This is a genomic window from Kitasatospora sp. NPDC005748, from assembly GCF_040630735.1.
Lineage (GTDB): Bacteria > Actinomycetota > Actinomycetes > Streptomycetales > Streptomycetaceae > Kitasatospora.
The window spans coordinates 12296-35758 of record NZ_JBEXYD010000062.1 but is presented as its reverse complement, the minus strand read 5'-3'; the positions used below and the strand labels follow the sequence as shown (position 1 = coordinate 35758).

The 23463-nt window shown below is 72.0% G+C and carries 15 protein-coding genes and 1 pseudogene; 14 read left to right on the top strand and 2 right to left on the bottom strand.

Translation table 11 applies throughout. The features are described from left to right. Nucleotide 1: 1 nt before the first annotated feature. Together ABZ495_RS30470 and ABZ495_RS30465 are read right to left on the bottom strand one after the other, a co-directional pair. Nucleotides 2–661 (bottom strand): HAD-IA family hydrolase, encoded by a 660-nt coding sequence (locus tag ABZ495_RS30470; protein ID WP_359839104.1) that lies wholly within the window; start codon nucleotides 659–661, stop codon nucleotides 2–4. Between the two features lie 64 nt (nucleotides 662–725). Then, nucleotides 726–1864: pseudogene (locus ABZ495_RS30465) on the bottom strand (dihydrofolate reductase family protein). 328 nt (nucleotides 1865–2192) lie between these two features. Here ABZ495_RS30465 and ABZ495_RS30460 point away from each other — a divergent pair. The 14 genes from ABZ495_RS30460 (at nucleotide 2193) to ABZ495_RS30395 (ending at nucleotide 23380) form a co-directional block, all read left to right on the top strand. Further along, a complete protein-coding gene (locus ABZ495_RS30460; protein WP_359839103.1) occupies nucleotides 2193–3011 on the top strand; it encodes a methyltransferase domain-containing protein in 819 nt (272 codons plus the stop codon). 172 nt (nucleotides 3012–3183) lie between these two features. Continuing rightward, nucleotides 3184–4635 carry a DUF4190 domain-containing protein gene (locus ABZ495_RS30455; RefSeq protein ID WP_359839101.1) on the top strand — a complete coding sequence of 484 codons (1452 nt, stop codon included), beginning with the start codon at nucleotides 3184–3186 and terminating at the stop codon, nucleotides 4633–4635. A 204-nt stretch (nucleotides 4636–4839) separates the two neighbouring features. After that, a complete protein-coding gene (locus tag ABZ495_RS30450) occupies nucleotides 4840–4992 on the top strand; it encodes an SPOR domain-containing protein (protein WP_359805994.1) in 153 nt (50 codons plus the stop codon). Between the two features lie 10 nt (nucleotides 4993–5002). Then, a complete protein-coding gene (locus ABZ495_RS30445; protein ID WP_329489433.1) occupies nucleotides 5003–5410 on the top strand; it encodes an NUDIX domain-containing protein in 408 nt (135 codons plus the stop codon). Nucleotides 5411–5821: 411 nt separating this feature from the next. Next, a complete protein-coding gene (locus ABZ495_RS30440) occupies nucleotides 5822–8395 on the top strand; it encodes a SpoIIE family protein phosphatase (protein ID WP_359805991.1) in 2574 nt (857 codons plus the stop codon). Between the two features lie 341 nt (nucleotides 8396–8736). Further along, on the top strand, nucleotides 8737–11211 hold the full coding sequence (locus ABZ495_RS30435; protein ID WP_329492230.1) for a SpoIIE family protein phosphatase: 2475 nt from the start codon (nucleotides 8737–8739) through the stop codon (nucleotides 11209–11211). Nucleotides 11212–11349: 138 nt separating this feature from the next. Next, nucleotides 11350–13272 carry an ABC transporter family substrate-binding protein gene (locus ABZ495_RS30430; RefSeq protein WP_359839099.1) on the top strand — a complete coding sequence of 641 codons (1923 nt, stop codon included), beginning with the start codon at nucleotides 11350–11352 and terminating at the stop codon, nucleotides 13270–13272. A 317-nt stretch (nucleotides 13273–13589) separates the two neighbouring features. Next, nucleotides 13590–15458 carry a translational GTPase TypA gene (gene typA / locus ABZ495_RS30425; RefSeq protein WP_329489436.1) on the top strand — a complete coding sequence of 623 codons (1869 nt, stop codon included), beginning with the start codon at nucleotides 13590–13592 and terminating at the stop codon, nucleotides 15456–15458. Between the two features lie 430 nt (nucleotides 15459–15888). Next, nucleotides 15889–17523 carry an ABC transporter substrate-binding protein gene (locus tag ABZ495_RS30420; protein ID WP_359805985.1) on the top strand — a complete coding sequence of 545 codons (1635 nt, stop codon included), beginning with the start codon at nucleotides 15889–15891 and terminating at the stop codon, nucleotides 17521–17523. A gap of 89 nt (nucleotides 17524–17612) precedes the next feature. Further along, the gene (locus ABZ495_RS30415; protein WP_352290007.1) at nucleotides 17613–18557 is read left to right on the top strand and encodes an ABC transporter permease; all 945 of its coding nucleotides are present in this window, start codon (nucleotides 17613–17615) and stop codon (nucleotides 18555–18557) included. Beyond that, entirely contained in the window at nucleotides 18550–19488 is a 939-nt protein-coding gene (locus ABZ495_RS30410; RefSeq protein ID WP_329489439.1) for an ABC transporter permease, read from the top strand. Before ABZ495_RS30415 ends, ABZ495_RS30410 begins: the two co-directional genes overlap by 8 nt. Before the next feature lie 19 nt (nucleotides 19489–19507). Beyond that, a complete protein-coding gene (locus ABZ495_RS30405) occupies nucleotides 19508–20557 on the top strand; it encodes an ABC transporter ATP-binding protein (RefSeq protein WP_329489440.1) in 1050 nt (349 codons plus the stop codon). Beyond that, nucleotides 20550–21569 carry a dipeptide ABC transporter ATP-binding protein gene (locus tag ABZ495_RS30400; RefSeq protein ID WP_359805982.1) on the top strand — a complete coding sequence of 340 codons (1020 nt, stop codon included), beginning with the start codon at nucleotides 20550–20552 and terminating at the stop codon, nucleotides 21567–21569. Before ABZ495_RS30405 ends, ABZ495_RS30400 begins: the two co-directional genes overlap by 8 nt. A 191-nt stretch (nucleotides 21570–21760) precedes the next feature. Further along, nucleotides 21761–23380 carry an ABC transporter substrate-binding protein gene (locus ABZ495_RS30395; RefSeq protein WP_359811957.1) on the top strand — a complete coding sequence of 540 codons (1620 nt, stop codon included), beginning with the start codon at nucleotides 21761–21763 and terminating at the stop codon, nucleotides 23378–23380. Nucleotides 23381–23463: the final 83 nt, after the last annotated feature.

Sequence of the window (23463 nt, the reverse complement as noted above, 5' to 3'; positions counted from 1 at the left end):
GTCAGGCGATGTGCACGGTGAGGGTGCCGTCGGGGGCGGGGGTGACGGTGACCTGCTCCAGGGTGGGGGCGTGGGCGGTGGTGCGGTGGGCCGTGGCGCGGGGGCCGATGCCGAGGACCGGGATGCCGGCGGCCACGGCGGCGGCGATTCCGGCCGAGGAGTCCTCCAGGGCGAGGCAGTCGGCGGGGGCGAAGCCGAGGGCGGCGGCGCCCTTGAGGAAGCCCTCGGGGTCCGGCTTGCTGGCGCCCACCGACTCGGCGGTGACGAGGACCGGCGGCAGCGGGAGGTCGGCGGCGGCCATCCGGACGCGGGCGAGCGGTTCGTCGGCGGAGGTGACCAGGGCGTGCGGCAGGCCGGCCAGTGAGGCGAGGAAGGCGGCCGCGCCGGGAATCGGGACGACGCCCTCGACGTCGGCCTTCTCCTCGGCGAGCATCCGGTCGTTGTCGGCGCGGTTGAGCGCGACCGGGCGGTCGGGCAGCAGGGCGGCCATGGTGGCGTGGGCCTGGCGGCCGTGCGCGAGCCGGAGCACCTCGGCGGGGTCGAGGCCGTTCGTCTCGGCCCAGCGGCGCCAGCAGCGCTCGACCACGGCGTCGGAGTTGACCAGGGTGCCGTCCATGTCCAGCAGGAGGGCGCGGGTGGTCAGGGTGAGGGGGGTGGGCATGCGGGGGCTCCTCGCGGGCGGCGGGCGGGCTTCCGAGTCTATTGTTCAGCAAGGATACAAAAGATCAGCCCACCAGGTGCGCGTTGACCGCGCGGGCCTCCTCGGCCAGCTCCGACAGTTCCACCACCTCCACGCCGGCCGCCTCCAGGAGTGCCGTCCCCTGGCAGTCGGTGACGAACAGGTCCGGCTCGCGCCAGGCGACGACCACCCGGGGCACGCCGGCCGCGATCAGCAGCCGGGCGCACGGCAGCGGCCGGGAGGCCCGCCGCCCGCAGGGCTCCAGCGAGCTGTAGACGGTCGCGCCGCGCAGTCGGGGATCGCCCGCCGGGAGCTTGGCGAGGGCGGCCTCCTCGGCGTGGTCCAGCGCGTCCGCCTCCCGGCTCCAGCCCTCGGCGAGCACCTCGCCGTCCGCGCCGACGATCACCGCGCCGACCGAGAAGGCGGTGCTGGAGGGCGGGCAGCGACGCGAGAGCTCGACGGCCCGCCGCAGGTGTGCGAGGTCGGACGGTGCGCTGGTCACGGGGTGGACTCCTTCGGGGCGTACCTGAGCAGGACGACGTCGTCCACGGTACGTGCCTCCAGCAGGCGCATCCGGCGGGCCGGGCCGCCGGGGAAGGCCGCCGGCCGGACGAAGCGCGGCGCGTCCGCCTGTCCGACCAGCAGCGGGGCGACCGCCAGCTGGAGCTCGTCCGCCAGGCCCTCGGCCAGGAACTGGGTGTGCACGCCGCCCCCGCCCTCGACCATCAGCCGCCGCACCCCCCGGGCCCCGAGGTCGTCCAGGACCGCGCCCAGCTCCACCGTGCCGCCGAGCGCCACCACCTCGGCCAGCCCGTCCAGCGCCGGGCGGAGCGCGGCGGCGCCGGCGTCCGAGGTGTAGGCGACCTTGTCGCCACCGGTGTGCCAGAACCTGAGCGAACGGTCGAGGGCCCCGCTCGCGGTGAGGGTGACCTTCAGCGGGTACTCCGGTCGGCCGGCCGCGAGCCTGGCCGCCCGTCGGCCGGGGTCGTTGACCAGCAGCCGGGGGTTGTCCGCGCGCAGGGTGTTGCCGCCCACCAGGATCGCGTCACTGGCGGCGCGCTCCGCGTCCACCCGGTCGAAGTCGGCGGGGCCGGAGAGCAGCAGGCGGTCGGGGGAGGCGTCGTCGAGGTGCCCGTCGAGGGACATCGCGGCGCTCAGCAGGACGAAGGGGCGGCGGCCGGGCATGGTGAACCGTTCTGTCGGGAGCCCGTCCACGGTACGGGCCCCGGTCCTGCCCCCGCGCCGCGCGGGGGCAGGAGTTCGCCCGGTGGCCCGCCGGCGGAGGGGCGGCGTTCGCCGAGGGGGTCCATCCCGGTCCGGACCTCGCACCGCCCCTCAACTCGTGCTCCCCGCAAGGCGAAGCCCCCGCCCGGGCCCCGGGCGGGGGGCTTTCGCATGAATCGGCCGTTCGCAATGTGAGACGAATCTTCTCGCCATGCGGGACGAGGAGTAGCGTCGGAGGCGTCGGAGGAACCGACCGCAGGGAACGCGACCGAACCCCAGGGGGACCGCCATGACCGGACCGCAGCCCACCGTCTACACGCACGGGCACCAGGAGCCCGTGCTGCGCTCGCACCGCTCCCGCACGGTGGCCAACTCGGCCGCCTATCTGCGGCCCGAACTGCGGCCGGGGCAGGCCGTGCTGGACGTCGGCTGCGGCCCCGGCACGATCACCGCCGAGCTGGCCGAACTGGTCGGCCCCACCGGGCGGGTGGTGGCCGTGGACACCTCGGCAGAGGTGCTGGAGTCGGCCGCCCGGTACGCGGCGGACCGGGGCCTGGCCAACGTGGTCTTCGAGATCGCCGATGTGCACGGACTGCCGTACGCGGACGGGGAGTTCGACGTGGTGCACGCCCACCAGGTGCTGCAGCACGTGGCCGACCCGGTGGGGGCGCTGCGGGAGATGCGCCGGGTCACGGCGGTGGGCGGCGTGGTCGCGGCCCGGGACGTCGACTACGCGACCATGACCTGGTACCCGCAGGTACCGGAGCTGGACCGCTGGCTGGCGCTGTACGGGCGGATCGCCCGGGCCAACGGCGGCGAGCCGGACGCCGGCCGACGGCTGCTGTCCTGGGCCCGGGAGGCCGGCTTCACCGACGTCACGGCGACGTCCAGCAGCTGGACCTATACGTCGCCCGAGCAGCGTGCCTGGTGGGGCGGGCTGTGGGCGGACCGGATCGTGGCGTCCGACATCGCCGACGCGGCGGTGGCCGAGGGGTACGCGGACCGGGCGGAGCTGGAGCGGATCTCGGCCGGGTGGCGGGCCTGGGTGGCCGCCGAGGACGGGTGGTTCGCGATGCTGCACGGCGAGGTGCTGGCGCGCCGCGGGTGAGCGGCGGGTGGCCGGAAAAGGGCGGGAGGGTGTGCTCCAAGATCGGGTAAAGTCGCGCGTCCGTTCCCATCGCCCCGGCCGGTCCTCCGCTGGTCCGCCCGGTGGTCCGTCTGCGGAACGTTCGAGTCGAATCTGCCGAGCTGATGCCCGTGACCGGGCCGGGGGAGTCCACGTGTCCAAGCCCGAGTCCGACGCGCCCGTTCCCGGGCCGGAGGCCGCCGCACCGGAGGTCACCGTGCCGGACACCGCCGCACCGGCCGACGCACCGGACGCCGCACCGGCCGACGCCCCGCCGGTGGACGCGGCACCGGCGGACCGGGTGGAGCTGACCAAGCCCGCGGCCCCCGCCGAGCCCCCGGCACCGGCCACCGCTCCCGCCGCCGACCCGTGGGCCGCGCCCGGCGCGACCACCCCCGCTCCCGCCGCCCCCGGGGCCGCGCCCGGCGCCGACCCGTGGGCCGCCGCCGGGGGGCCGGTCCCGCCCGGGGCGCCGCCGGCCTCCGGCTGGGCCGCCGTCACGCCCGGCGCGATCTCCGGCTTCCAGCCCGGCTACGCCTACCCGGCGACCCCCGAGGTCACCAACGGCTTCTCCGTCGCCGCGCTGGTCACCGGCCTGCTCTGCATGTGGCCACTCTCGCTCGCCTTCGGCATCGTCGCGCTGGTCCAGATACCCAAGCGCAACGAGCGCGGCCGGGGCATGGCGGTGACCGGTGTGGTGTTCGGTGTCCTCGGGGCGCTGGTCTCGCTGATCGCCTTCATCGGCCTGCTCGCCGCCGGGGTCGAGGAGAGCACCCGCGCCGACCGTCCCGCCCGGGCCCCGAAGGCGCCGGCGGGCTCGGTGCTCTGGTCCTCGCTCAAGTCCGGCGACTGCTACAACCCGGCCGGTGGCGCCGACGGACGCGAGGACGGCGACCAGACGGTCCTCTGGGTGTTCAAGGCCCCCTGTGCGCTGCCGCACCACGGCGAGGTGGCCGGCACCGCCCGGATCCCGGAGAGCGGCGGGCTCGCCTACCCGGGCGACAGCCGCGTCCGCGAGAGCGCCGCGGCGCTCTGCGGCCCGGTGCTCGCCGACTACGCCCTCGACTACTGGGCCGTGCCGGACGGCGTGGACGAGGTCTACCTGTTCCCGGGCCGTGCCAACTGGAAGTCCGGCGAGCGCTACGCCACCTGCGCCTTCGAGGACCGCGAAGCCGAGCACCTGGGCAGCGTCCGCACCGACCGGGGCAAGCTGTCCCAGGCCCAGCTGGCCTACCTGGAGGCGGCCCTGGTCTACAACAAGGTCTCCTGGAGCGAGCCGGACGCCGAGGTCGCCGACGCCCGGCCCGAGTTCACCACCTGGGCGGGCAGGATGGCCGACGCCTCCCGCAAGGAGGCCGAGCAGCTGTCCGGGAGCACGGCGGCCTGGCCGGAGGGCGCCAAGCCGAAGGTGGCCGAGCTGGTGGCCGCCCAGCGCGCCGCCGCGACGGCCTGGGACGCCGCGGCCAAGGCCGTGGACGCGAACGCGCTCGAACGCGAGATCCGGCGGGCGAAGTCGCTGGTGGCCAAGGAGGCGAACTCGACCGTGGAGATCCGCCGGGAGCTCGGCCTCTCGACCGGCGAGCAGGTCGGCGAGATCCGGGTCTGACGGCGGCGGCGGGCGGGCCGGGCCGGTGTCTTACCGGGCGTTAACCGGGCCCGTACACACCGGAAGCGCGCGGGGCGTAGCGTCCCGTGCGCGTGGTCCCGGCCCGACCCCCACGCGGGCCGGGAGCGCGCGCCCCGGGCGGTCGGATTCCCGTGCGGCCACCGGCCGTTCCGGTCCCGGGGCGGGGCGCCTAGGCTCACCGGTATGGACACCTGCCGGGTGATGCGACAGGACGACAACGGCAACCGCTACGTGGTCGCCCAGGGGCTGGAGCGAGCCGAGGCCGAACGGCTGGCCGCCGAGTTCGAGGCCCGCGGGCACAAGCAGCTGTACTGGGTGGAGGCCGAGGCCGCATAGGGTCGGGGCCATGGAGAACCGGATCGTCGTCGGGGGCGCGCTCGTCCACCGGGGCCGGGTGCTGGCCGCCCGCCGCAGTGCCCCGGCCGAGGTGGCCGGGCGCTGGGAGTTCCCGGGCGGCAAGGTCGAGCCCGGTGAGACGCAGCCCCAGGCGCTGGAGCGCGAGCTGCTGGAGGAACTCGGTGTCCGGGCGAGGGCGCTGGAGCCGCTGCCCGGGGCGTGGCTGGTTCGCCCGGGGCTGGAGCTGCGGCTCTGGGTGGCCGAACTGCTCTCCGGCGACCCGCGGCCGCTGCAGGACCACGACGAGCTCCGCTGGCTCGGCCCCGCCGAGCTCGACGGGCTCGACTGGCTCGACCACGACCGCGAAGTCCTCCCGCACCTGACCCGCCTGCTGGCCGGGGCCGACAGCGCGCGCTGACCGCCGCGCGCCCGGCGTGCCCGCCCGCACCACGGGAGGGGCGGGCGGGCCGCACCCGCCCGCGCCACGCGCGATACGCCAGGTAGGTCAATCGGAAAAGAGGACCCATAAGCCGGGATAGCCTGGGTTCTGCTGGGTATGTCGCTTTTCGGCACTATTCGTCACCATCGGTGAGCCGTTCCCAGCCGGCGACGCCGATCCCGACCAGAGCCGGAGGCCCCGTCGGTGTCGAGTACCGGTCACGGTGGCGGGGGAGCACGAGGCACGGGCACCGGGGGGAGTGCCGCCGCGCGCGCCCGCCTGCGCCGTGGCGCGCGCCCGCAGCAGCAGCCGCCGCAACCGCCGGCCGGCCGCCGCAGGGGGGACGGCGGCGCCCCCGAGGCCGATCCCGCGGACCGTCCCGCGACGTCCATGGTGGCGCCCGACGCGTCCCCGTCGGCGGGCCCCCGCAGCCGCCCCGGCCGCCCCTTCCCGGGCGCCCCCGGAGCCGAGCCGGGTGGCACGGGCGGCCACCGCGAGGGCAATCTGCTCGACGTGGTGAAGGTGGCCATCGCCATCCTGGACACCGCCGGCCGGGTGGTGCTCTGGAGCCCGGCCGCCGAGGAACTGCTCGGCTGGCCGAACGAGCTGCTGGTCGGCCGCCGGATCGACGAGCTGATCCCGGACGAGGACCAGGTCACCCGGATCCGCACGGCGATCCAGGACACCCTGCGCCACGGCCGCTGGGCCGGCCTCACCGAGCTGCGCGACCGGGACGGCGAGGCGGTCACCGTCGACGCCCGGATCTCCCTGCTGGTGGACGGCGACGGCACGCCGTTCCTCCAGGTCAACCTGGCCGAGGCGGCCGCCGTCCGGGCGGTCGAGCGGGACCTCGCCGTCCGGGACGCGCTGTTCGAGCAGTCCCCGCTGGGCATCGCCGTCCTCGACACCGACCTGCGCTACACCGCCGTCAACCAGACCCTGGCCGAGATGAACGGCATGGTCACCGAGGACCACGTCGGGCGGACCACCGGCGAGACCCTGCCCGAGCGGGCCGCCGACGAGATCACCGCCATCCAGCGCCAGGTGCTGGCCACCGGCGAGCCGGTCATCGACGTCACCCTGGCCTCGCCGGTCACCGCCCGCTCCGGGTACCGCTCGATCTCCTACAGCCGGATGACCGACCGGGCCGGCCGGGTGCTCGGCATCTCCGGCACCGTGATGGACGTGACCGAGCGCTACCGGGCGGTCGCCAAGGTCGAGCACGCCCGGCGTCGGCTCTCGCTGCTCAACGAGTTCGGCTCCCGGGTCGGCGACCTCCTGGACGCCTCGCGGATCGCCCAGGAGCTGGCCGGCGCCGTGGTGCCCCGGCTCACCGACCACTCCGCGGTGATCCTGCTCCAGGCCGTCGCGCACGGCGACGACCTGCCCCGGCACGGCCACGACCGCCGCACCTCGCTGCTCCAGCTGGGCACCGCCTCCGTCCAGGACGGTCCCGAGGTCGAGGTGATGCTCCGGCGCGGCGCCCGGATCACCTTCTCCGAGGACTCCGCCTGCGGGCGGGTGCTGCGCACCGGCGTCCCCGAGCTGCTCTCCGGCGCCGACCAGCTGAGCGACGTCACCTACCCGGGCGACCCGAAGATGCAGGCCGCCCACGACCTGGGCGTGCACTCGATGCTGGTGGTGCCGCTGCGGGCCCGGGGCATCGTGATCGGCCTGCTGCTGGTCAGCCGGGCCGGCTACCGCGAGGGCTTCGACCGGGACGACCTCGCCTTCACCGTCGAGCTGGCCGACCGGGCCGGCAGCTCCCTCGACAACGCCCGGCTCTACGCCCGGGAGCGCACCGCCGCGCTCACCCTGCAGCGCACCCTGCTCCCGCAGCAGGTCCCGCAGCCCACCGGCGTCGAGGTCGCCTACCGCTACGTGCCGGGCAGCATCGGCACCGAGGTCGGCGGGGACTGGTTCGACGTCATCCCGCTGCCCGGCGACCGCACCGCGCTGGTGGTCGGCGACGTGATGGGCCACGGCCTGCGGGCCGCCGCCACGATGGGCCGGCTGCGCACCGCCGTCCGCGTCCTGGCCGCCCTCGACCTGCCCCCGGACGTGCTGCTGCGGCACGTCCACGAGCTGGCCGACGACCTCGCCCAGGGGCCGGACGAGGCGCTGCTGGCCACCTGCGTCTACGCGGTGTTCGACCCGGCCACGGCCCGGCTGACGGTCTCCAAGGCCGGCCACATCCCGCCGGTGCTGGTGGTCCCCCGCGAGGGCGCCGAGGAACCGACCCGCACCGGCGGCCCGCTGCTCGGCGGGACCGGCCGGATCCTCGACCTGCCGTCCGGCGCTCCGCTCGGCGTCGGCGGCGTCCCCTTCGAGTCGGTCGAGCTCAAGATCCCCGAAGGCAGCCTGCTCGCCCTGTGCACCGACGGCCTGGTGGAGTCCCGGGACAAGGACCTCGACGTCGGCCTCGGCCGGCTGGTCACCGTGCTCCAGGAGCCGCACGCCTCCATCCAGGCGGCCTGCGAGGCGGTGCTGGCCACCATGGAGCAGGGCCGCGAGCCCGACGACGTGGCGCTGCTGCTGGCCCGGCTCGGCCACGGCCAGGCCGGCACCCCGACGGCCGGCTGGACGCTGCCCGCCGAGCCGACCGCCGTCAGCCGGGCCCGCCGGCTGGTCCGCGCCGCGCTGGTCGAGTGGGGCGTCGAAGCGCTCACCGACACCACTGAGCTGCTGGTCAGCGAGCTGGTGACCAACTCGGTCCGCTATGCGAGCGCCCCCATCGGCGTACGGTTGACGCTGGGCGAGACGCTGCTGGTCGAGATCTCCGACCCGTTGCCCGATCCGCCCCGCGAGCGTCACGCGGCGGAGGCCGACGAGGGCGGCCGGGGCCTGGAACTCGTCCGCCGGCTGGCCCTGCGCTGGGGCGCGCGGGCCGAGGGCATGGGCAAGGTCGTCTGGTTCGAGCAGGCGCTGCCGGGTAATGAGCCCGAGGAGCCGGGTGACGAGTAGGACGCGAGTAGAACGGGACCGCATATGCCAGCAGGGGGCCGGGGGGAGCGCGCACTCCGGCAGGGGGCGCGAGCGTGGCATTGTGGTTGCGCGGGCGGTAGGACAAAAACCTTCGCCCGATCTGATGTTGTGATGTTGAGGGCGTGTGAACGTACCCCTCGATGATGAATACTCGGTCTTCTCGGCATCCGGACGGTCGCGGGTTTGGAGGGGTCGGTCCGTTGAACAGCACCCCGGCGCGTAACGCGCCGAGCAGCAGCGGTCATGCCGCTGTGCCCGGGCAGGCCGGTTCGCCACACCTGCCCGCCCCGGCCGCGGGGCAGGGCCGGGCGGCCCGCCCGGTGGTCGGCGCCCACCAGTGGGGCGCGGGGGACCCGGGCTCGATCTACGACTACATCCGGGTCGCCACCTTCGCGATCGGCCCGGACGGCCGGATCAGCCAGTGGAGCGAGCGCGCCGCCGAGTTCTTCGGTGTGCCCGCCGTCGAGGCGGTCGGCGCCGATCCGATCAGCACCTTCGTCCCGCGCGAGCTCTGGCAGCGCGGCCGCACCCGGCTGGAGCGCACGCTGGCCGGCGAGGAGTGGGTGGGCACCACGCCCTACCGCGACGCCACCGGCGGCGAGGGCCTCGCCGAGCTCTACCTGATGCCCGACAGCGCACTGCCCACCGCCGGTGCCACCTGTCTCGCGGTCGACCTCGGCCGGCTGCGCCGGATCGAGACCGACCTCGCCGCCTCCGAGGCCGTCTTCGGCCAGACCCCGACCGGCTTCGTCCTGTTCGACGACCGGCTCCGGCTCCAGCGGGTCAACGACGCCTTCGCCTCGGGGGTCGGCCTCGCCCCCACCGACCTCGAAGGCCTGACCGCGCACGACCTCTTCCCGGCCCCCGAGGCCGACCGGCTGACCGCCGCCCTACGCAAGGTCCTCGCCACCGGCGAGCCCGTCTTCGACCTGCGCTTCCACTCCGCCGTGCCGACCCGCGAGGGCAACCGGCTCTGGGCCGTCTCGCTCTACCGCCTCAACGGCTCGGCCGGGCAGCCGATGGGCGTGGCCGGCCAGGTCTCCGACGTCACCTCCCGGCACGTCGCCGAGCGCGAGGCCGACGGGGTGCGCCGCAACCTCGCCCTGCTCAACGAGGCCAGCGCGCACATCGGCTCCACCCTCGACCTGGAGACCACCGCCAAGGAGCTGCTGGACGTCGTCGTCCCGCCGTTCTGCGACCTCGCCACCGTCGACCTCTACACCGCGCTGCTCTCCGGCGAGACCGTCCCCAGCGCCGGCCGCTACGGCGACGGCGTGCTCACCGACGGCAGCGGCGAGCTGCGCCGGGTCGCCGTCTCCAGCGTGGTCGGGGGCGCCTCCTCCGTACTCGGCTCGGTCACCGGCCTGCCGATCGCCGAGGCCGGCGGCACGCTCTGCTACCCGCGCCGCTCACCGCACGCCCGCGCGCTACGCACCGGCCGCAGCGTCGTCCCCGAGCCCGGGCCGGACCCGCTGCTGCGCTCCACGCTGATCGTGCCGCTGGTCGCCCGCGACCAGGTGCTCGGCCTGGTCCAGCTCTCCCGCGCGATCGGCAGCGAGCCGTTCGACGCCCGTGACGTCGCCATCGCCGAGGAACTGGTGGCCCGCGCCGCCGTCTGCATCGACAACGCGCGGCTCTACCGCCGCGAGCACGAGCGCGCCCTGATCCTGCAGCGCAGCCTGCTGCCCCCGGGCAACCCGGCCGCCAGCGGCCTGGAGATCGCCTGCCGCTACCTGCCCAGCAACAACAACACCGAGGTCGGCGGCGACTGGTTCGACGTCATCCCGCTGCCGGGCAACCGCACCGCGCTGGTCATCGGCGACGTGATGGGCCGCGGCCTGCGCGCCGCCGTCGCGATGGGCCAGCTGCGCACCGCCGTCCGCACCCTGGCCATGCTCGACCTCGACCCCGCCGAGGTGCTCACCGCCCTCGACGAGATCGCCCGCGGGCTGGGCGACGACTCCGCGCCCGCCGGCTCGCCCACCCCGTACGGGCGGCTCACCTCGACCGCCGACGAGGAGGCCCGGGAGGTCTACCTGGCCACCTGCGTCTACGCGGTCTACGACGCCGTCACCCGGCGCTGCGTCTTCGCCAACGCCGGCCACCTGCCGCCCGTCCTGCTCAGCCCCGACGAGCCCGCCCGGATGCTCGACGTCCCGCCCGGCCTGCCGCTCGGCGTCGGCGGCGAGCCCTTCGAGGAGGTCGAGCTGACCCTGCCGGACGGCGCCGTGCTCGGCCTGTACACCGACGGCCTGGTGGAGAGCCGCAAGCACCAGCTGGACGAGGGCCTGCGCGCCTTCCGCATCGCACTGTCGGCGGAGGGCAAGAGCCTGGAGAACCTCTGCGACCACGTCCTCGGCGAGCTCAACCCGCACCACGGCGAGGACGACATCGCCCTGCTGATGGCCAAGGTGCACGCCTTCCCCGACGACGCCGTCGGCAACTGGTTCCTGCCGCCCGAGCCGACCTCCGTCGCCAAGGCCCGCGAGCTGGCCTGCAGCTGGCTGCTGGCGCGCGGTCTGGACGAGCTGGTCGACACCACCGAGCTGCTGGTCAGCGAGCTGGTCACCAACGCGCTCCGGCACGGCCGGGGCGAGATCCGGCTGCGACTGCTGCGCGACCGCAGCATGGTCTGCGAGGTCTGGGACGACGGCTACGCCCAGCCGCGCCAGCGGCGCGCGCAGGAGACCGACGAGGGCGGGCGCGGGCTCCAGCTGGTCAGCCTGCTGGCCGAGCGCTGGGGGAGCCGGCGGACGCCCAAGGGCAAGATCGTCTGGTTCGAGCTGTCGCTGTAGGGCCGGTCGCCCCCGGACCGATCGCCCCCGGCCGGGCACGCTCTGGCCCGCCGCGTGGATCGGCTGTCCGGGTGCAGTCCCCCGGCGGCCGCCGTGTCGGGACGGCCGCCCCGACCGGCTCGGCGTTCGATGGCCGCCATGCGCGTCCGCCAGCTCACCACCGCAGCCGCCGCGCTGCTGCTCGCCACCGGCGCCCTGGCCGGCTGCTCCGGTGGCCCGGCCCCGGCCCGCCCGCCGGTACCGGCTCCCGTACCGGCCCTGCCCACCGCCGTCACCGGGGACGTCGGCCCGCCCGACCGTGCCGCCGTCCGGGAGGGCGGCACGCCGCGCTGGGCGCTGGACGCCGCGCCGGCCACGCTCAACGTCTACCAGCCGGCCGCGACGGCCGACAGCGCGCTGCTCGCCCACGCCCTCTACCCCTCGCTGTTCCGGCCGGACGAGCACGGCCGGCCGGTCGCCGACCCGGACTACCTGGAGTCCGCCGAGTGCACCCCGCCCGGACAGCAGCCGCAGGTGGTCACCTACCGGCTCAGCCCGCAGGCCGTCTGGAGCGACGGCACCCCGCTCTCGGCCGCCGACTTCGGCGCGCAGCGGGCCGCCCTCTCCGGCCTCGACCCGGCCTACGCCGGGAACCGTCCGGCCGGGTACGACGCGATCGACTCGATCACCCAAGGGGCCGGCCCGCACGAGGTGAAGGTGACCTTCCGGCGGCCGTACGCGGAGTGGCGCGCCCTGTTCGGTCCGCTCTACCCGGCCGCGGTGACCGGCTCCCCGGCGGCGTTCAACCGGCCGTTGACCGACGGGCCGGAGCCGACGGCGGGTCCGTTCCGGCTCTCCCGGTACGACCCGGCGGGCGGGCGGGTGAGCCTGGTGCGCAGCCCGAACTGGTGGGGCGACCGGCCGAAGGCGGACGGGATCGACTTCCTGGTGGTCCCGGCCGAGGGCCGGCTGGACGCGCTCGACCAGGACCGGCTGGACATCGCCTCGCTCACCGCGGCGGTCGACCGGGCCGGCTCCACCCCGGCCGCTCCGCCCACCCCGGCCGCCTCCGCCTCCGCCTCCGGGTCCGCGTCCGGGTCCGGCTCCCCGGCCGCCTCCGCCTCCGGGTTCCCGGCCGCGACCGCGTCCGCGACTCCCGCCGCGACCCCCGCCGCCCCGCCCGCCGCGACTCCCGCCGCCCCGCCCGCCGCGGCGCCGGAGGCCGCCGACCGGGCGCTGCGGCGGGCGGAGGCCCTGCCCGGCATCACCGTGCACCGGGCCGCCGCGGCCGCGCTCACCGAGCTCACCCTGAACGCCGCCCGTGGCCCGCTCACCGACCCGGCCGTCCGGCTCGCCCTGGCCCGCGCGGTCGACCGGCGCCGGGTCGCCGGTGCCGCGCTCACCCCGCTCGGCCTCGCCGCCGCCCCGCTCGGCAGCCACCTGTTCGCCGGTGACCAGGACGGCTACCGGGACAACAGTGCCGCGCTCGGCCCGGCGGACGCGGGCCGGCTGCTGGACGCGGCCGGCTGGAAGCGGCCCGCGGCCGGCGCCACCCGGGTCCGGGACGGCCGGGAGCTGGCTCTCGCCCTGCTGGTCCCGGCCGGCTCGGCCACTGCCCGGCGCACCGCCGACGCGCTGACCGCCGACCTCGCCGGCGCGGGCATCGCGCTCCGGACGGTGGCGGCGCCCGCCGAGGCCTTCGTCCGGGACCACCTGGCGACCGGCGACTACGACCTCGCCCTGTTCTCCTGGCCGGCCGGACCCCACCCGGCGGTCGAACAGCGTGCCGTCTACGCCAAGCCGCGCCCCGGCGCGGACGGCGCCTTGGAGGCCGGCAGCAACTACGGCCGCTCGGGGACGGAGGAGATCGACCGCCTCTTCGACCGCGCGGCCGCCGAACTCGACCCCGCCGCCCACCTGGCCCTGCTCCAGGAGGCCGACACCCGGATCTGGCAGCTGGGCCACTCGGTACCGCTCTACCAGCGGCCGGACCTGGTCGCGGTCCGGTCGGACGTGGCGGGCGCGGGCGCCTGGGGCTTCGGCCGGCCGCGCTTCCAGGACGTGGGGTTCCTCGGCCCCTGACCGTGCGCGGGGCGGGGCGGACCACGCGGCCGACGCCGGGCCCGGCCGGGCCCGGCGGTGCGTGACCGGGAGGCCCCGGCACGGCGTCGGCCGGGTGGCGTGCCGGTGATCCACTTGTGATCTTGATCCCGCCCGACCTGCCCGTTTCTGCCGACCTGGAGGGTTCCCCGTACGATAGGAGGAAGCCGTGGCATGTCCTGCCCGGCGGGTGGACCGGTAGTAGCAGGCGGAACGGGCGGCGGTGATCACAACGGATCGCCGGTCGGCGTCACGCAGCCGGGCGCCGAAACCCACGATTCCGGGAGAATCCGCTCAGCATGCCCACGCGCAATGACATCCGCAACGTTGCCATCGTCGCCCACGTCGACCACGGCAAGACCACTCTGGTCGACGCCATGCTGAAGCAGGCCGGTGCCTTCGCCGCCCACCAGCACCTCGATGACCGCATGATGGACTCCAACGACCTGGAGCGCGAGAAGGGCATCACCATTCTCGCGAAGAACACCGCCGTGAAGTACCACCCCAAGGAGGGTGGCGCCCCGATCACGATCAACATCATCGACACCCCCGGCCACGCCGACTTCGGTGGTGAGGTCGAGCGCGGTCTGTCCATGGTGGACGCGGTCGTTCTCCTGGTCGACGCCTCCGAGGGTCCGCTGCCGCAGACCCGCTTCGTGCTCCGCAAGGCGCTCACCGCCAAGCTCCCGGTGATCCTCTGCATCAACAAGACCGACCGTCCGGACTCCCGGATCGACGAGGTCATCAACGAGACCTACGACCTCTTCCTGGACCTCGACGCGACCGAGGAGCAGATCGAGTTCCCGATCGTCTACGCCTGTGCGCGTGACGGCGTCGCCTCGATGACCAAGCCGGAGGACGGCAGCGTCCCGGCCGACAGCGACTCGCTGGAGCCGTTCTTCTCGACCATCCTGTCGGCCGTCCCGGCCCCGACCTACGACGAGGACGCCCCGCTCCAGGCCCACGTCACCAACCTGGACGCGGACAACTTCCTCGGCCGCATCGCGCTCTGCCGCGTCGAGCAGGGCGAGCTGCGCAAGGGCCAGCAGGTCGCGTGGATGAAGCGTGACGGTTCGATCCAGCAGGTCAAGATCACCGAGCTGCTGATGACCGAGGCGCTCACCCGCAAGCCGGCCGAGGTGGCCGGCCCCGGCGACATCTGCGCCGTCGCGGGCATCCCGGACATCATGATCGGCGAGACCCTGGCCGACCTGGAGAACCCGATCGCGCTGCCGCTGATCACGGTGGACGAGCCGGCCATCTCGATGGTCATCGGCACCAACACCTCGCCGCTGGTCGGCAAGGGCGGCAAGGGCCACAAGGTCACCGCCCGCATGGTGAAGGACCGCCTGGACCGCGAGCTGATCGGTAACGTCTCGCTCCGCGTGCTGCCGACCGAGCGTCCGGACGCCTGGGAGGTCCAGGGCCGTGGCGAGCTGGCGCTGGCCATCCTGGTCGAGACCATGCGCCGGGAGCTCTTCGAGCTGACCGTCGGCAAGCCGCAGGTCGTCACCAAGGTCATCAACGGCAAGACCCACGAGCCGGTCGAGCGGATGACCATCGACAGCCCCGAGGAGTACCTCGGCGCGATCACCCAGCTGATGGCGACCCGCAAGGGCCGCATGGAGACCATGACGAACCACGGCTCCGGCTGGGTCCGCATGGAGTTCATCGTCCCGTCGCGCGGCCTGATCGGCTTCCGGACCCAGTTCCTGACCGACACCCGCGGCACCGGCATCGCGCACTCCATCTTCGAGGGCCACGAGCCGTGGTTCGGCGAGCTCCGGATGCGCAACAACGGCTCGCTGGTGGCGGACCGCGCGGGCGTCGTGACGCCGTTCGCGATGATGGGCATCCAGGAGCGCGGCACGCTCTTCGTCGAGCCCACCACCGAGGTGTACGAGGGCATGATCGTCGGCGAGAACTCGCGCCAGGACGACATGGACATCAACATCACCAAGGAGAAGAAGCTCACCAACATGCGTGCGGCCTCCTCCGACACCACCGAGAACCTGGTGCCGCCGCGCAAGCTCTCGCTGGAGCAGTCGCTGGAGTTCTGCCGCGAGGACGAGTGCATCGAGGTGACTCCGGAGACGGTTCGCATCCGTAAGGTCGTCCTGGACCAGAAGGAGCGCGGCCGCACGGCTTCGCGCGCCAAGAAGGCGTGATCACTTCCTTCTGAGGGCCCTTTGGCCTGAATCGATCGCCCCCCTTTCCAACGGAGAGGGGGGCGATCGTTTTCACTACTCCACGCTGTCGACGCGCGTATAAACGGAATATCGCTTAACACAGCAAGGTGTCCGCTGAGCGAACGTGACAGTCCGTCATTCATGACGACTGTCCGTTTGATGCCTGTCTGAGTATGTCTCTTATGTCCGATTTTCGAAACTTACCGACCGTTCATGTGACCTAATTGAGATCGCTAGTGGTCACTTTCGTGTCCGTGCGTGACGGATAGTGGGTGCAGTCAGGCTCGGGTCAAGGGTTAACGCGCAGGGGTGCGCGCCGAAACCACGAGCGCGGACGGCACAACGGAAGCGGCGTCAGCCGACCGTGGTGCTCTCCTCGTTGGAAAGTCGATTTCAGGAGGCATCCCCCATGCGCGGTGCAACCCAGACCAAGTGGATCGTCGCGGCGACCGCTATCGCCCTCGCGGCGACCGCTTGCAGCACCAGCTCGAAGAGCAGTGACAAGGCCTCTTCCGGCGGCGGCACCATCGCCGTCCAGCTCGGCGAGCCGCAGCACGGTCTGGTTCCCCAGAACACCGCGGAGTCCGAGGGTGCCGAGGTTCTCGGTGCCGTCTTCGCCGGCCTGGTCGAGTACGACAACAAGACCAACGAGCCGAAGCTGCGCGTCGCCGAGTCGATCGAGAGCGCCGACAGCAAGCTCTGGACGATCAAGCTGAAGGACGGCTACACCTTCCACAACGGTGAGAAGGTGACCGCCCAGTCGTTCGTCGACGCCTGGAACTGGGGCGCCAACCAGGACAACGCGGCCGAGGGCCTGCCGTTCTTCGCCAAGATCGAGGGCTCCGAGGACCTGGCCCCGGGCAAGGACAAGAAGCCGACCACCGACAAGCTCAAGGGCCTGACGGTCGTCGACGACAAGACCTTCACCGTCGCCCTGACGCAGCCGTTCTCCCAGTTCAAGACCATGCTGGGCTACAACGCGTTCTACCCGCTGCCCAAGGCGTTCTTCACCGACCCGAAGGCGTTCGCCGACAAGCCGATCGGCAACGGCCCGTTCGAGATGGACGGCGCCTGGGAGCACAACAAGCAGATCAAGGTCAAGCGCTACGAGAACTTCCCTGCCTCGGACGGCAAGGCGAAGCTCCAGGGCGTCACCTTCAAGATCTACGACAACCTGGACACCGCGTACAACGACCTGCGCGCCGACAACATCCAGGCCACCGACAAGCTGCCGATCTCGGCCCTGTCGAGCGTCAAGGGCGAGTTCGGCGACCGCTACATCTACAAGCCGGAGTCCGGCGTCGGCTACATCGGCTTCCCGATCGCCACCAACCCGGCCACCTACGGCAAGCCGGAGATCCGCAAGGCGATCTCGATGGCGATCGACCGCGAGGCGATCACCAAGACGATCTTCTCGGGCACCCGCGTCCCGGCCGACGACTTCATCAACCCGCTGATCCCGGGTTACCGCAAGGGCGCCATGGGCGACGCGGCGAAGTACGACCCGGCCAAGGCCAAGGCGCTCTTCGACCAGGCCGGCGGTGTTCCCGGCAACACCATCGAGCTGGGCTACAACGCCGACGGTGGCCACAAGGAGTGGATCGAGGCCGTCGCGAACCAGCTGAAGAAGAACCTGGGCATCGAGGTCACCACCAAGCCGTTCGAGAAGTTCGGCAAGATCCTCGACGCGCTGGGCGAGAAGCAGTACTCGGGCGCCTTCCGCATGGCGTGGTCGATGGACTACCCGTCGATCGAGAACTACCTCCGTCCGATCTTCTCCAAGGTCGCGATCGAGAACGGCTCGAACTACGGCGGCTACGTCAACGACAAGTTCGAGGACCTGCTGAACCAGGCCGACCAGGCGAAGACCCAGGACGAGGGCCAGAAGCTGTACCAGCAGGCCGACGACATCCTGGTGCAGGACCTGCCGTACATCCCGGTGTACACCTACATGTCCTCCGCCGCGTACAGCAAGAAGATCAAGAACTTCGACACCGACGCCCAGGGCCGCATGAACCTGGACGAGGTCGAGCTCGCCGGCTGATCCGGTAGTCAGACGAACGGGGGCGGGCGGACCGGACTACAGTCCCGGTTCTCCCGCCTCCCTTCCTTGCTTGAAAGTGTGGAGGTCTGATGGGCCGCTATGTCATCCGCCGACTGATACAGGCGATCCCTGTCCTGCTCGGTGCGACTCTGCTGATCTATGCCCTGGTTCACTATCTGCCCGGTGACCCGGTGCAGGCGCTGGCCGGTGAGAAGCGAGCCGACCCGCTCGTGGCGGAAATGATCCGCCAGAAGTACCACCTGAACGACCCCTTCCTGCTGCAGTACTGGAACTACATCTCAGGGGTCTTCCAGGGGAACCTCGGCGAGAGCCTGACCGGTCGCTCCGTGACCGACATGATCAGCGAGGCGTTCCCGTACACCGTCAACCTCGCCCTGGTCGCCTTCATCATGGAGGCAGTCATCGGCGTGCTGGCGGGTGTCATGGCGGCCCTGCGCAAGGGCAAGTTCATCGACCAGCTGGTGCTCATCAGCACGCTGTTCGTCATCTCGATCCCGGTCTTCGTCACCGGCTTCGTGCTCCAGCTGGTGCTGGGCGTGAAGCTCAAGACCGACTACGGCGTCGACTTCTTCCCGGTCTCCTTCAACGAGGAGGACGGACTGCGGGCCTACCTGCTGCCGGCCTTCGTGCTGGCGTCGACCTCGCTCGCGTACGTCGCCCGACTGACCCGCACCAGCCTGATGGAGACCATGCGCGCGGACTACGTCCGCACCGCGGTCGCCAAGGGTCTGAAGCGCCGTCGGGTGATCGGCCGCCACGCCCTGCGCAACGCGCTGATCCCGATCGTCACCTTCCTCGGTGCCGACCTCGGCGGTCTGATGGGTGGCGCGGTCATCACCGAGAAGATCTTCAACATGCACGGCATCGGCGGCCTGCTGGCCCAGTCCGTGTACCAGAAGCAGGGCACGGTGATCGTCGGCATGGTCACCCTGCTGGTGATGATCTACCTGATCACCACCCTGCTCGTGGACCTGCTGTACGCCGTGCTCGACCCGAGGATCCGCTATGAGTGACACCATCACCGTGGGCAGCGAGGCGCCCGAGGACAAGACCCCGAAGGCCGCGCCGGAGAAGAAGCAGAAGCCCGAGCGCGTCGCCAGCCTCTGGTCCGACGCACTGCGCGACCTGCGCCGCAACCCGGTCTTCATCATCGGCGCGGTGCTCGTCTCCGCCCTGCTGGTGATCGCCGCCGTGCCGCAGCTGTTCACCGACGGCAGCCCGCTCTCGGGCGACGCGTGCGACCTGGCCAACTCCCTGAAGCGCCCGAGCGCCGAGCACTGGTTCGGCTTCGACGTGCAGGGCTGTGACGTCTACACCCGCACCATCTGGGGTGCCCGCAACTCGATCATCGTCGGTGTGCTCACCACCACCACGGTGACCGTGATCGGCGCCCTGCTCGGCCTGCTGGCCGGCTGGGTCGGCGGCATGGTCGACAGCATCCTGTCGCGCTTCACCGAGATCTTCTTCTCCATCCCGCTGCTGCTCGGCGGCATGCTGATCATGTCGATGCTCGGCAAGGGCAACGCCTACACCGTCTCCGTCGTGATGGCCGTGCTCGGCTGGCCGCAGATCTTCCGCATCATGCGCGCCTCCGTGCTGGCCAACAAGCACAACGACTACGTGATGGCGGCCAAGGCGCTCGGCGCCGGCAGCTTCCGGATCACCTTCCGGCACATCCTGCCGAACGCCATCGCGCCGGTGATCGTGGTCTCCGCGATCAGCCTGGGTGTGTACATCGGTGCCGAGGCCGCCCTGTCCTACCTGGGCATCGGTGTCCAGTCCCCGGAGATCTCCTGGGGCCTGATGATCAGCGACGCCCAGCCCCGCTTCCTGACCGCCCCGCACGTGCTGCTCTTCCCGTCCGCGGTGCTGAGCGTCACGGTGCTGGCGTTCATCATGCTCGGCGACGCGGTGCGCGACGCCCTCGACCCGAAGCTCCGCTGAGAGAAGAGGTGACGACCCGATGACCACCGTGATCGAGAAGAACCAGAAGAGCGGCCGCCTCGAAATCGGCACCCCGCTGCTGGAGGTCCGTGACCTCCACGTGGAGTTCCACACCCGGGACGGCGTCGCCAAGGCCGTGAACGGCGTCAACTACTCCGTTTCCGCCGGCGAGACCCTGGCGGTGCTGGGTGAGTCCGGCTCCGGCAAGTCGGTGACCGCCCAGACCATCATGGGCATCCTGGACATGCCGCCCGGCAAGATCAGCCAGGGCCAGATCCTCTTCCGCGGCGAGGACATGCTCGCCATGAAGGAGGAGCAGCGCCGGCTGATCCGCGGCCAGAAGATCGCGATGATCTTCCAGGACGCGCTCTCCTCGCTGAACCCCGTGATGACCGTGGGCGACCAGCTCGGCGAGATGTTCCGGGTGCACAAGGGCATGTCCAAGAAGGACGCCCGGGCCAAGGCCGTCGAGCTGATGGAGCGGGTGCGCATCCCCGCCGCCAAGCAGCGCGTCGGCGACTACCCGCACCAGTTCTCCGGCGGCATGCGCCAGCGCATCATGATCGCGATGGCGCTCTCCATGGAGCCCGACCTGATCATCGCCGACGAGCCCACCACCGCCCTGGACGTCACCGTCCAGGCCCAGGTGATGGACCTCCTCGCGGAGCTGCAGGCCGAGTACAACATGGGCCTGATCCTGATCACCCACGACCTCGGCGTGGTCGCCGACGTCGCGGACAAGATCGCCGTGATGTACGCCGGCCGGATCGTCGAGACCGCCCCGGTCCACGACCTCTACGCCAACCCCGCGCACCCGTACACCAAGGGCCTGCTCCGCTCCATCCCGCGCCTGGACCAGAAGGGCCAGGAGCTGTACGCGATCAAGGGCCTGCCCCCGAACCTGCTGAAGGTCCCGGCCGGCTGCGCGTTCAACCCCCGCTGTGACGTCGCCACCGACCAGTGCCGCACGGAGATCCCGAAGCTGCACCAGGTGACCGACAAGGACGGCACGGAGCTCACCGGCCGCCGCAGCGCGTGCCACCTCTGGAAGGAGACCCTCCATGGCTGAGCCCATCCTGGAGGTCAAGGACCTGGTCAAGCACTACCCGCTGACCCAGGGCATCGTCTTCAAGAAGCAGGTCGGCGCGGTGAAGGCGGTCGACGGCATCTCCTTCGAGCTGATGAAGGGCGAGACGCTCGGCATCGTCGGCGAGTCCGGCTGTGGCAAGTCCACGCTGGCCAAGGTGCTGATGAACCTGGAGCGGGCCACCTCCGGCCAGGTGCTGTTCAAGGGCGAGGACATCTCCAAGCTGTCCGGCTCCGCCCTGAAGGCGGTCCGCCGGAACATCCAGATGGTGTTCCAGGACCCGTACACCTCGCTCAACCCGCGCATGACGGTCGGCGACATCATCGGGGAGCCCTTCGAGATCCACCCCGAGGTGGCTCCCAAGGGCGACCGCCGCAAGGCCGTCCAGGACCTCCTGGACGTCGTCGGCCTGAACCCGGAGTACATCAACCGGTACCCGCACCAGTTCTCCGGCGGTCAGCGCCAGCGCATCGGCATCGCCCGCGGCCTCGCGCTCAAGCCCGAGATCATCATCTGCGACGAGCCGGTCTCCGCCCTGGACGTCTCCGTCCAGGCGCAGGTGATCAACCTGCTGGACCAGCTGCAGAGCGAGTTCGAGCTCTCGTACATGTTCATCGCGCACGACCTCTCGATCGTCCGGCACATCTCCGACCGCGTCGGCGTGATGTACCTGGGCAAGATGGTGGAGATCGGCTCGGACGAGGCGATCTACGAGAACGCCACGCACCCGTACACCCAGGCGCTGCTCTCCGCAGTGCCGGTGCCGGACCCGACGGCGCGCGAGTCCCGGGACCGGATCATCCTGACCGGCGACATCCCCTCGCCGGCCAACCCGCCGTCCGGCTGCCGGTTCCGCACCCGCTGCTGGAAGGCGGAGGAGCGCTGCGCCACCGAGGTCCCGCTGCTGGCGGTGCCCAGCACGCTCAGCGGCGCGGCGGCCCACGAGTCGGCCTGCCACTTCGCCGAGGTCCGGGAGACGGCCGCCGCCGTCTGATCCCCGAGGCGTTGCCCGGAAGGGCTCGCGGCTGTCGAAGCCGCGGGCCCTTCCGGCGTTTCGCGGTCCTGTGGCGGCGTCAACCCCGGGCGGGGTCCGCTGCACCCGTCCGGGGGTACCTGGCTCGCGCCGCCGGGCCACCGCGCTTCTCATGGGGTGTGATGCGACACACACCTTGAGGAGGGACCTCCATGCCCGCAGCCACTCGCGCTCGATGGGTCCTCGCCGCTGCGACATCTGTGGCCCTGGTGGCCAGTGGGTGCAGCAGTAGCGGCGGAGGCAGTAGTTCGTCGGACAGCGGCAAGACCTTCAGCTACCAGAGCAGTGAGCCGCAGAACCCCTTGCAGCCCGCGAACGCGAACGAGACCGGCGGCGGCCGCATCCTGCAGAACCTGTTCAAGGGGCTGGTGGACTACGACCCCAGCAACGCGAAGATCCGGATGCAGGTCGCGGACTCGATCGAGACCAGCGACTCGCAGACCTTCAACGTCACCCTGAAGACCGGCTGGACGTTCCACGACGGCACCCCGGTCACCTCGAAGAACTTCGTCGACGCCTGGAACTGGGGCGCGACCACCAGCAACAACCAGATCAACAGCTCCTGGTTCTCGGACATCGAGGGCTACCAGGACGTCCACCCGGCCAGCGGCCAGCCGACCGCCACCGCGATGTCCGGCCTGACCGTCGTGGACGACACGCACTTCACCATCAAGCTGCACACCAAGGTCTCGTACTTCGAGTACAAGCTGGGCTACATCGCCTTCTCCCCGCTGCCGACCGCCTTCTTCAGCGACCCGACCGGGTTCGGGCAGAAGCCGGTGGGCAACGGCGCCTACCAGTTCGTCAGCTGGAGCCACAACCAGCAGGTGGTGACCAAGGCGTACCCGAACTACCAGGGCGTGGACAAGCCGAAGAACGGCGGCATCGTCTTCAAGATGTACAACACGTCCGAGGCCGCCTACGCGGACCTGCAGTCCAACAACCTCGACGTGATGGACCAGGTGCCGCCGTCCGCGCTGGCGACGTACAAGAGCGACCTGGGCGACCGGGCGATCGACTCGCCGCAGGGTGCGATCCAGAACATCGGCTTCACGCTCTACCAGCCGGACTGGGCCGGCCCGGACAAAGCGAAGGTCCGTCAGGGGCTGTCGATGGCGATCGACCGCGACACCATCACGAAGACCGTGCTGCAGGGCTCGCGCAAGCCGGCCTCCGCGTGGGTCGCCGAGGGCGTCGAGGGCTACAAGGCCGGCCAGTGCGGCGACAACTGCACCTTCGACGCCACCAAGGCCAAGCAGCTGATCACCGAGGGCGGCGGCGTCCCCGGCAACAAGCTGACGATCACCTACAACGCCGACGGCGGCCACAAGGAGTGGGTGGACGCGGTCTGCAACTCGATCCGGCAGAGCACCGGCGTGGACTGCGTGGGTGACCCGAAGCCCGACTTCAAGACCGCCCGCGCGGCGATCACCGGGCACCAGATCAACGGCGCCTTCCGCACCGGCTGGGTGCAGGACTACCCGCTGAACGCCAACTTCATGGCCGACGTCTACCGCACCGGCGCCGCGTCCAACGACTTCGGCTACAGCAGCCCGCAGTTCGACCAGCTGGCCACCGAGGCGGACCAGGCGGCCAGCGTGGCGGACACCGTGACGGGCTACCAGAAGGCGGAGACGGTGCTGGCGAACGACATGCCGGCCATCCCGCTCTGGTACTACCGCACCAACTCGGGCTACTCGGCGAACGTCCAGAACGTGAAGTTCGACTCCTTCGGCAACCCGGCCTGGACCCAGGTCGAGGTCAAGGGCTGATCCAGCCCCTCGCGCCGGCCCCGCCCTCCCCGCACGGAGGGCGGGGCCCGGGCACTCGACCCCCACGCGGCCCTGCGCACCCG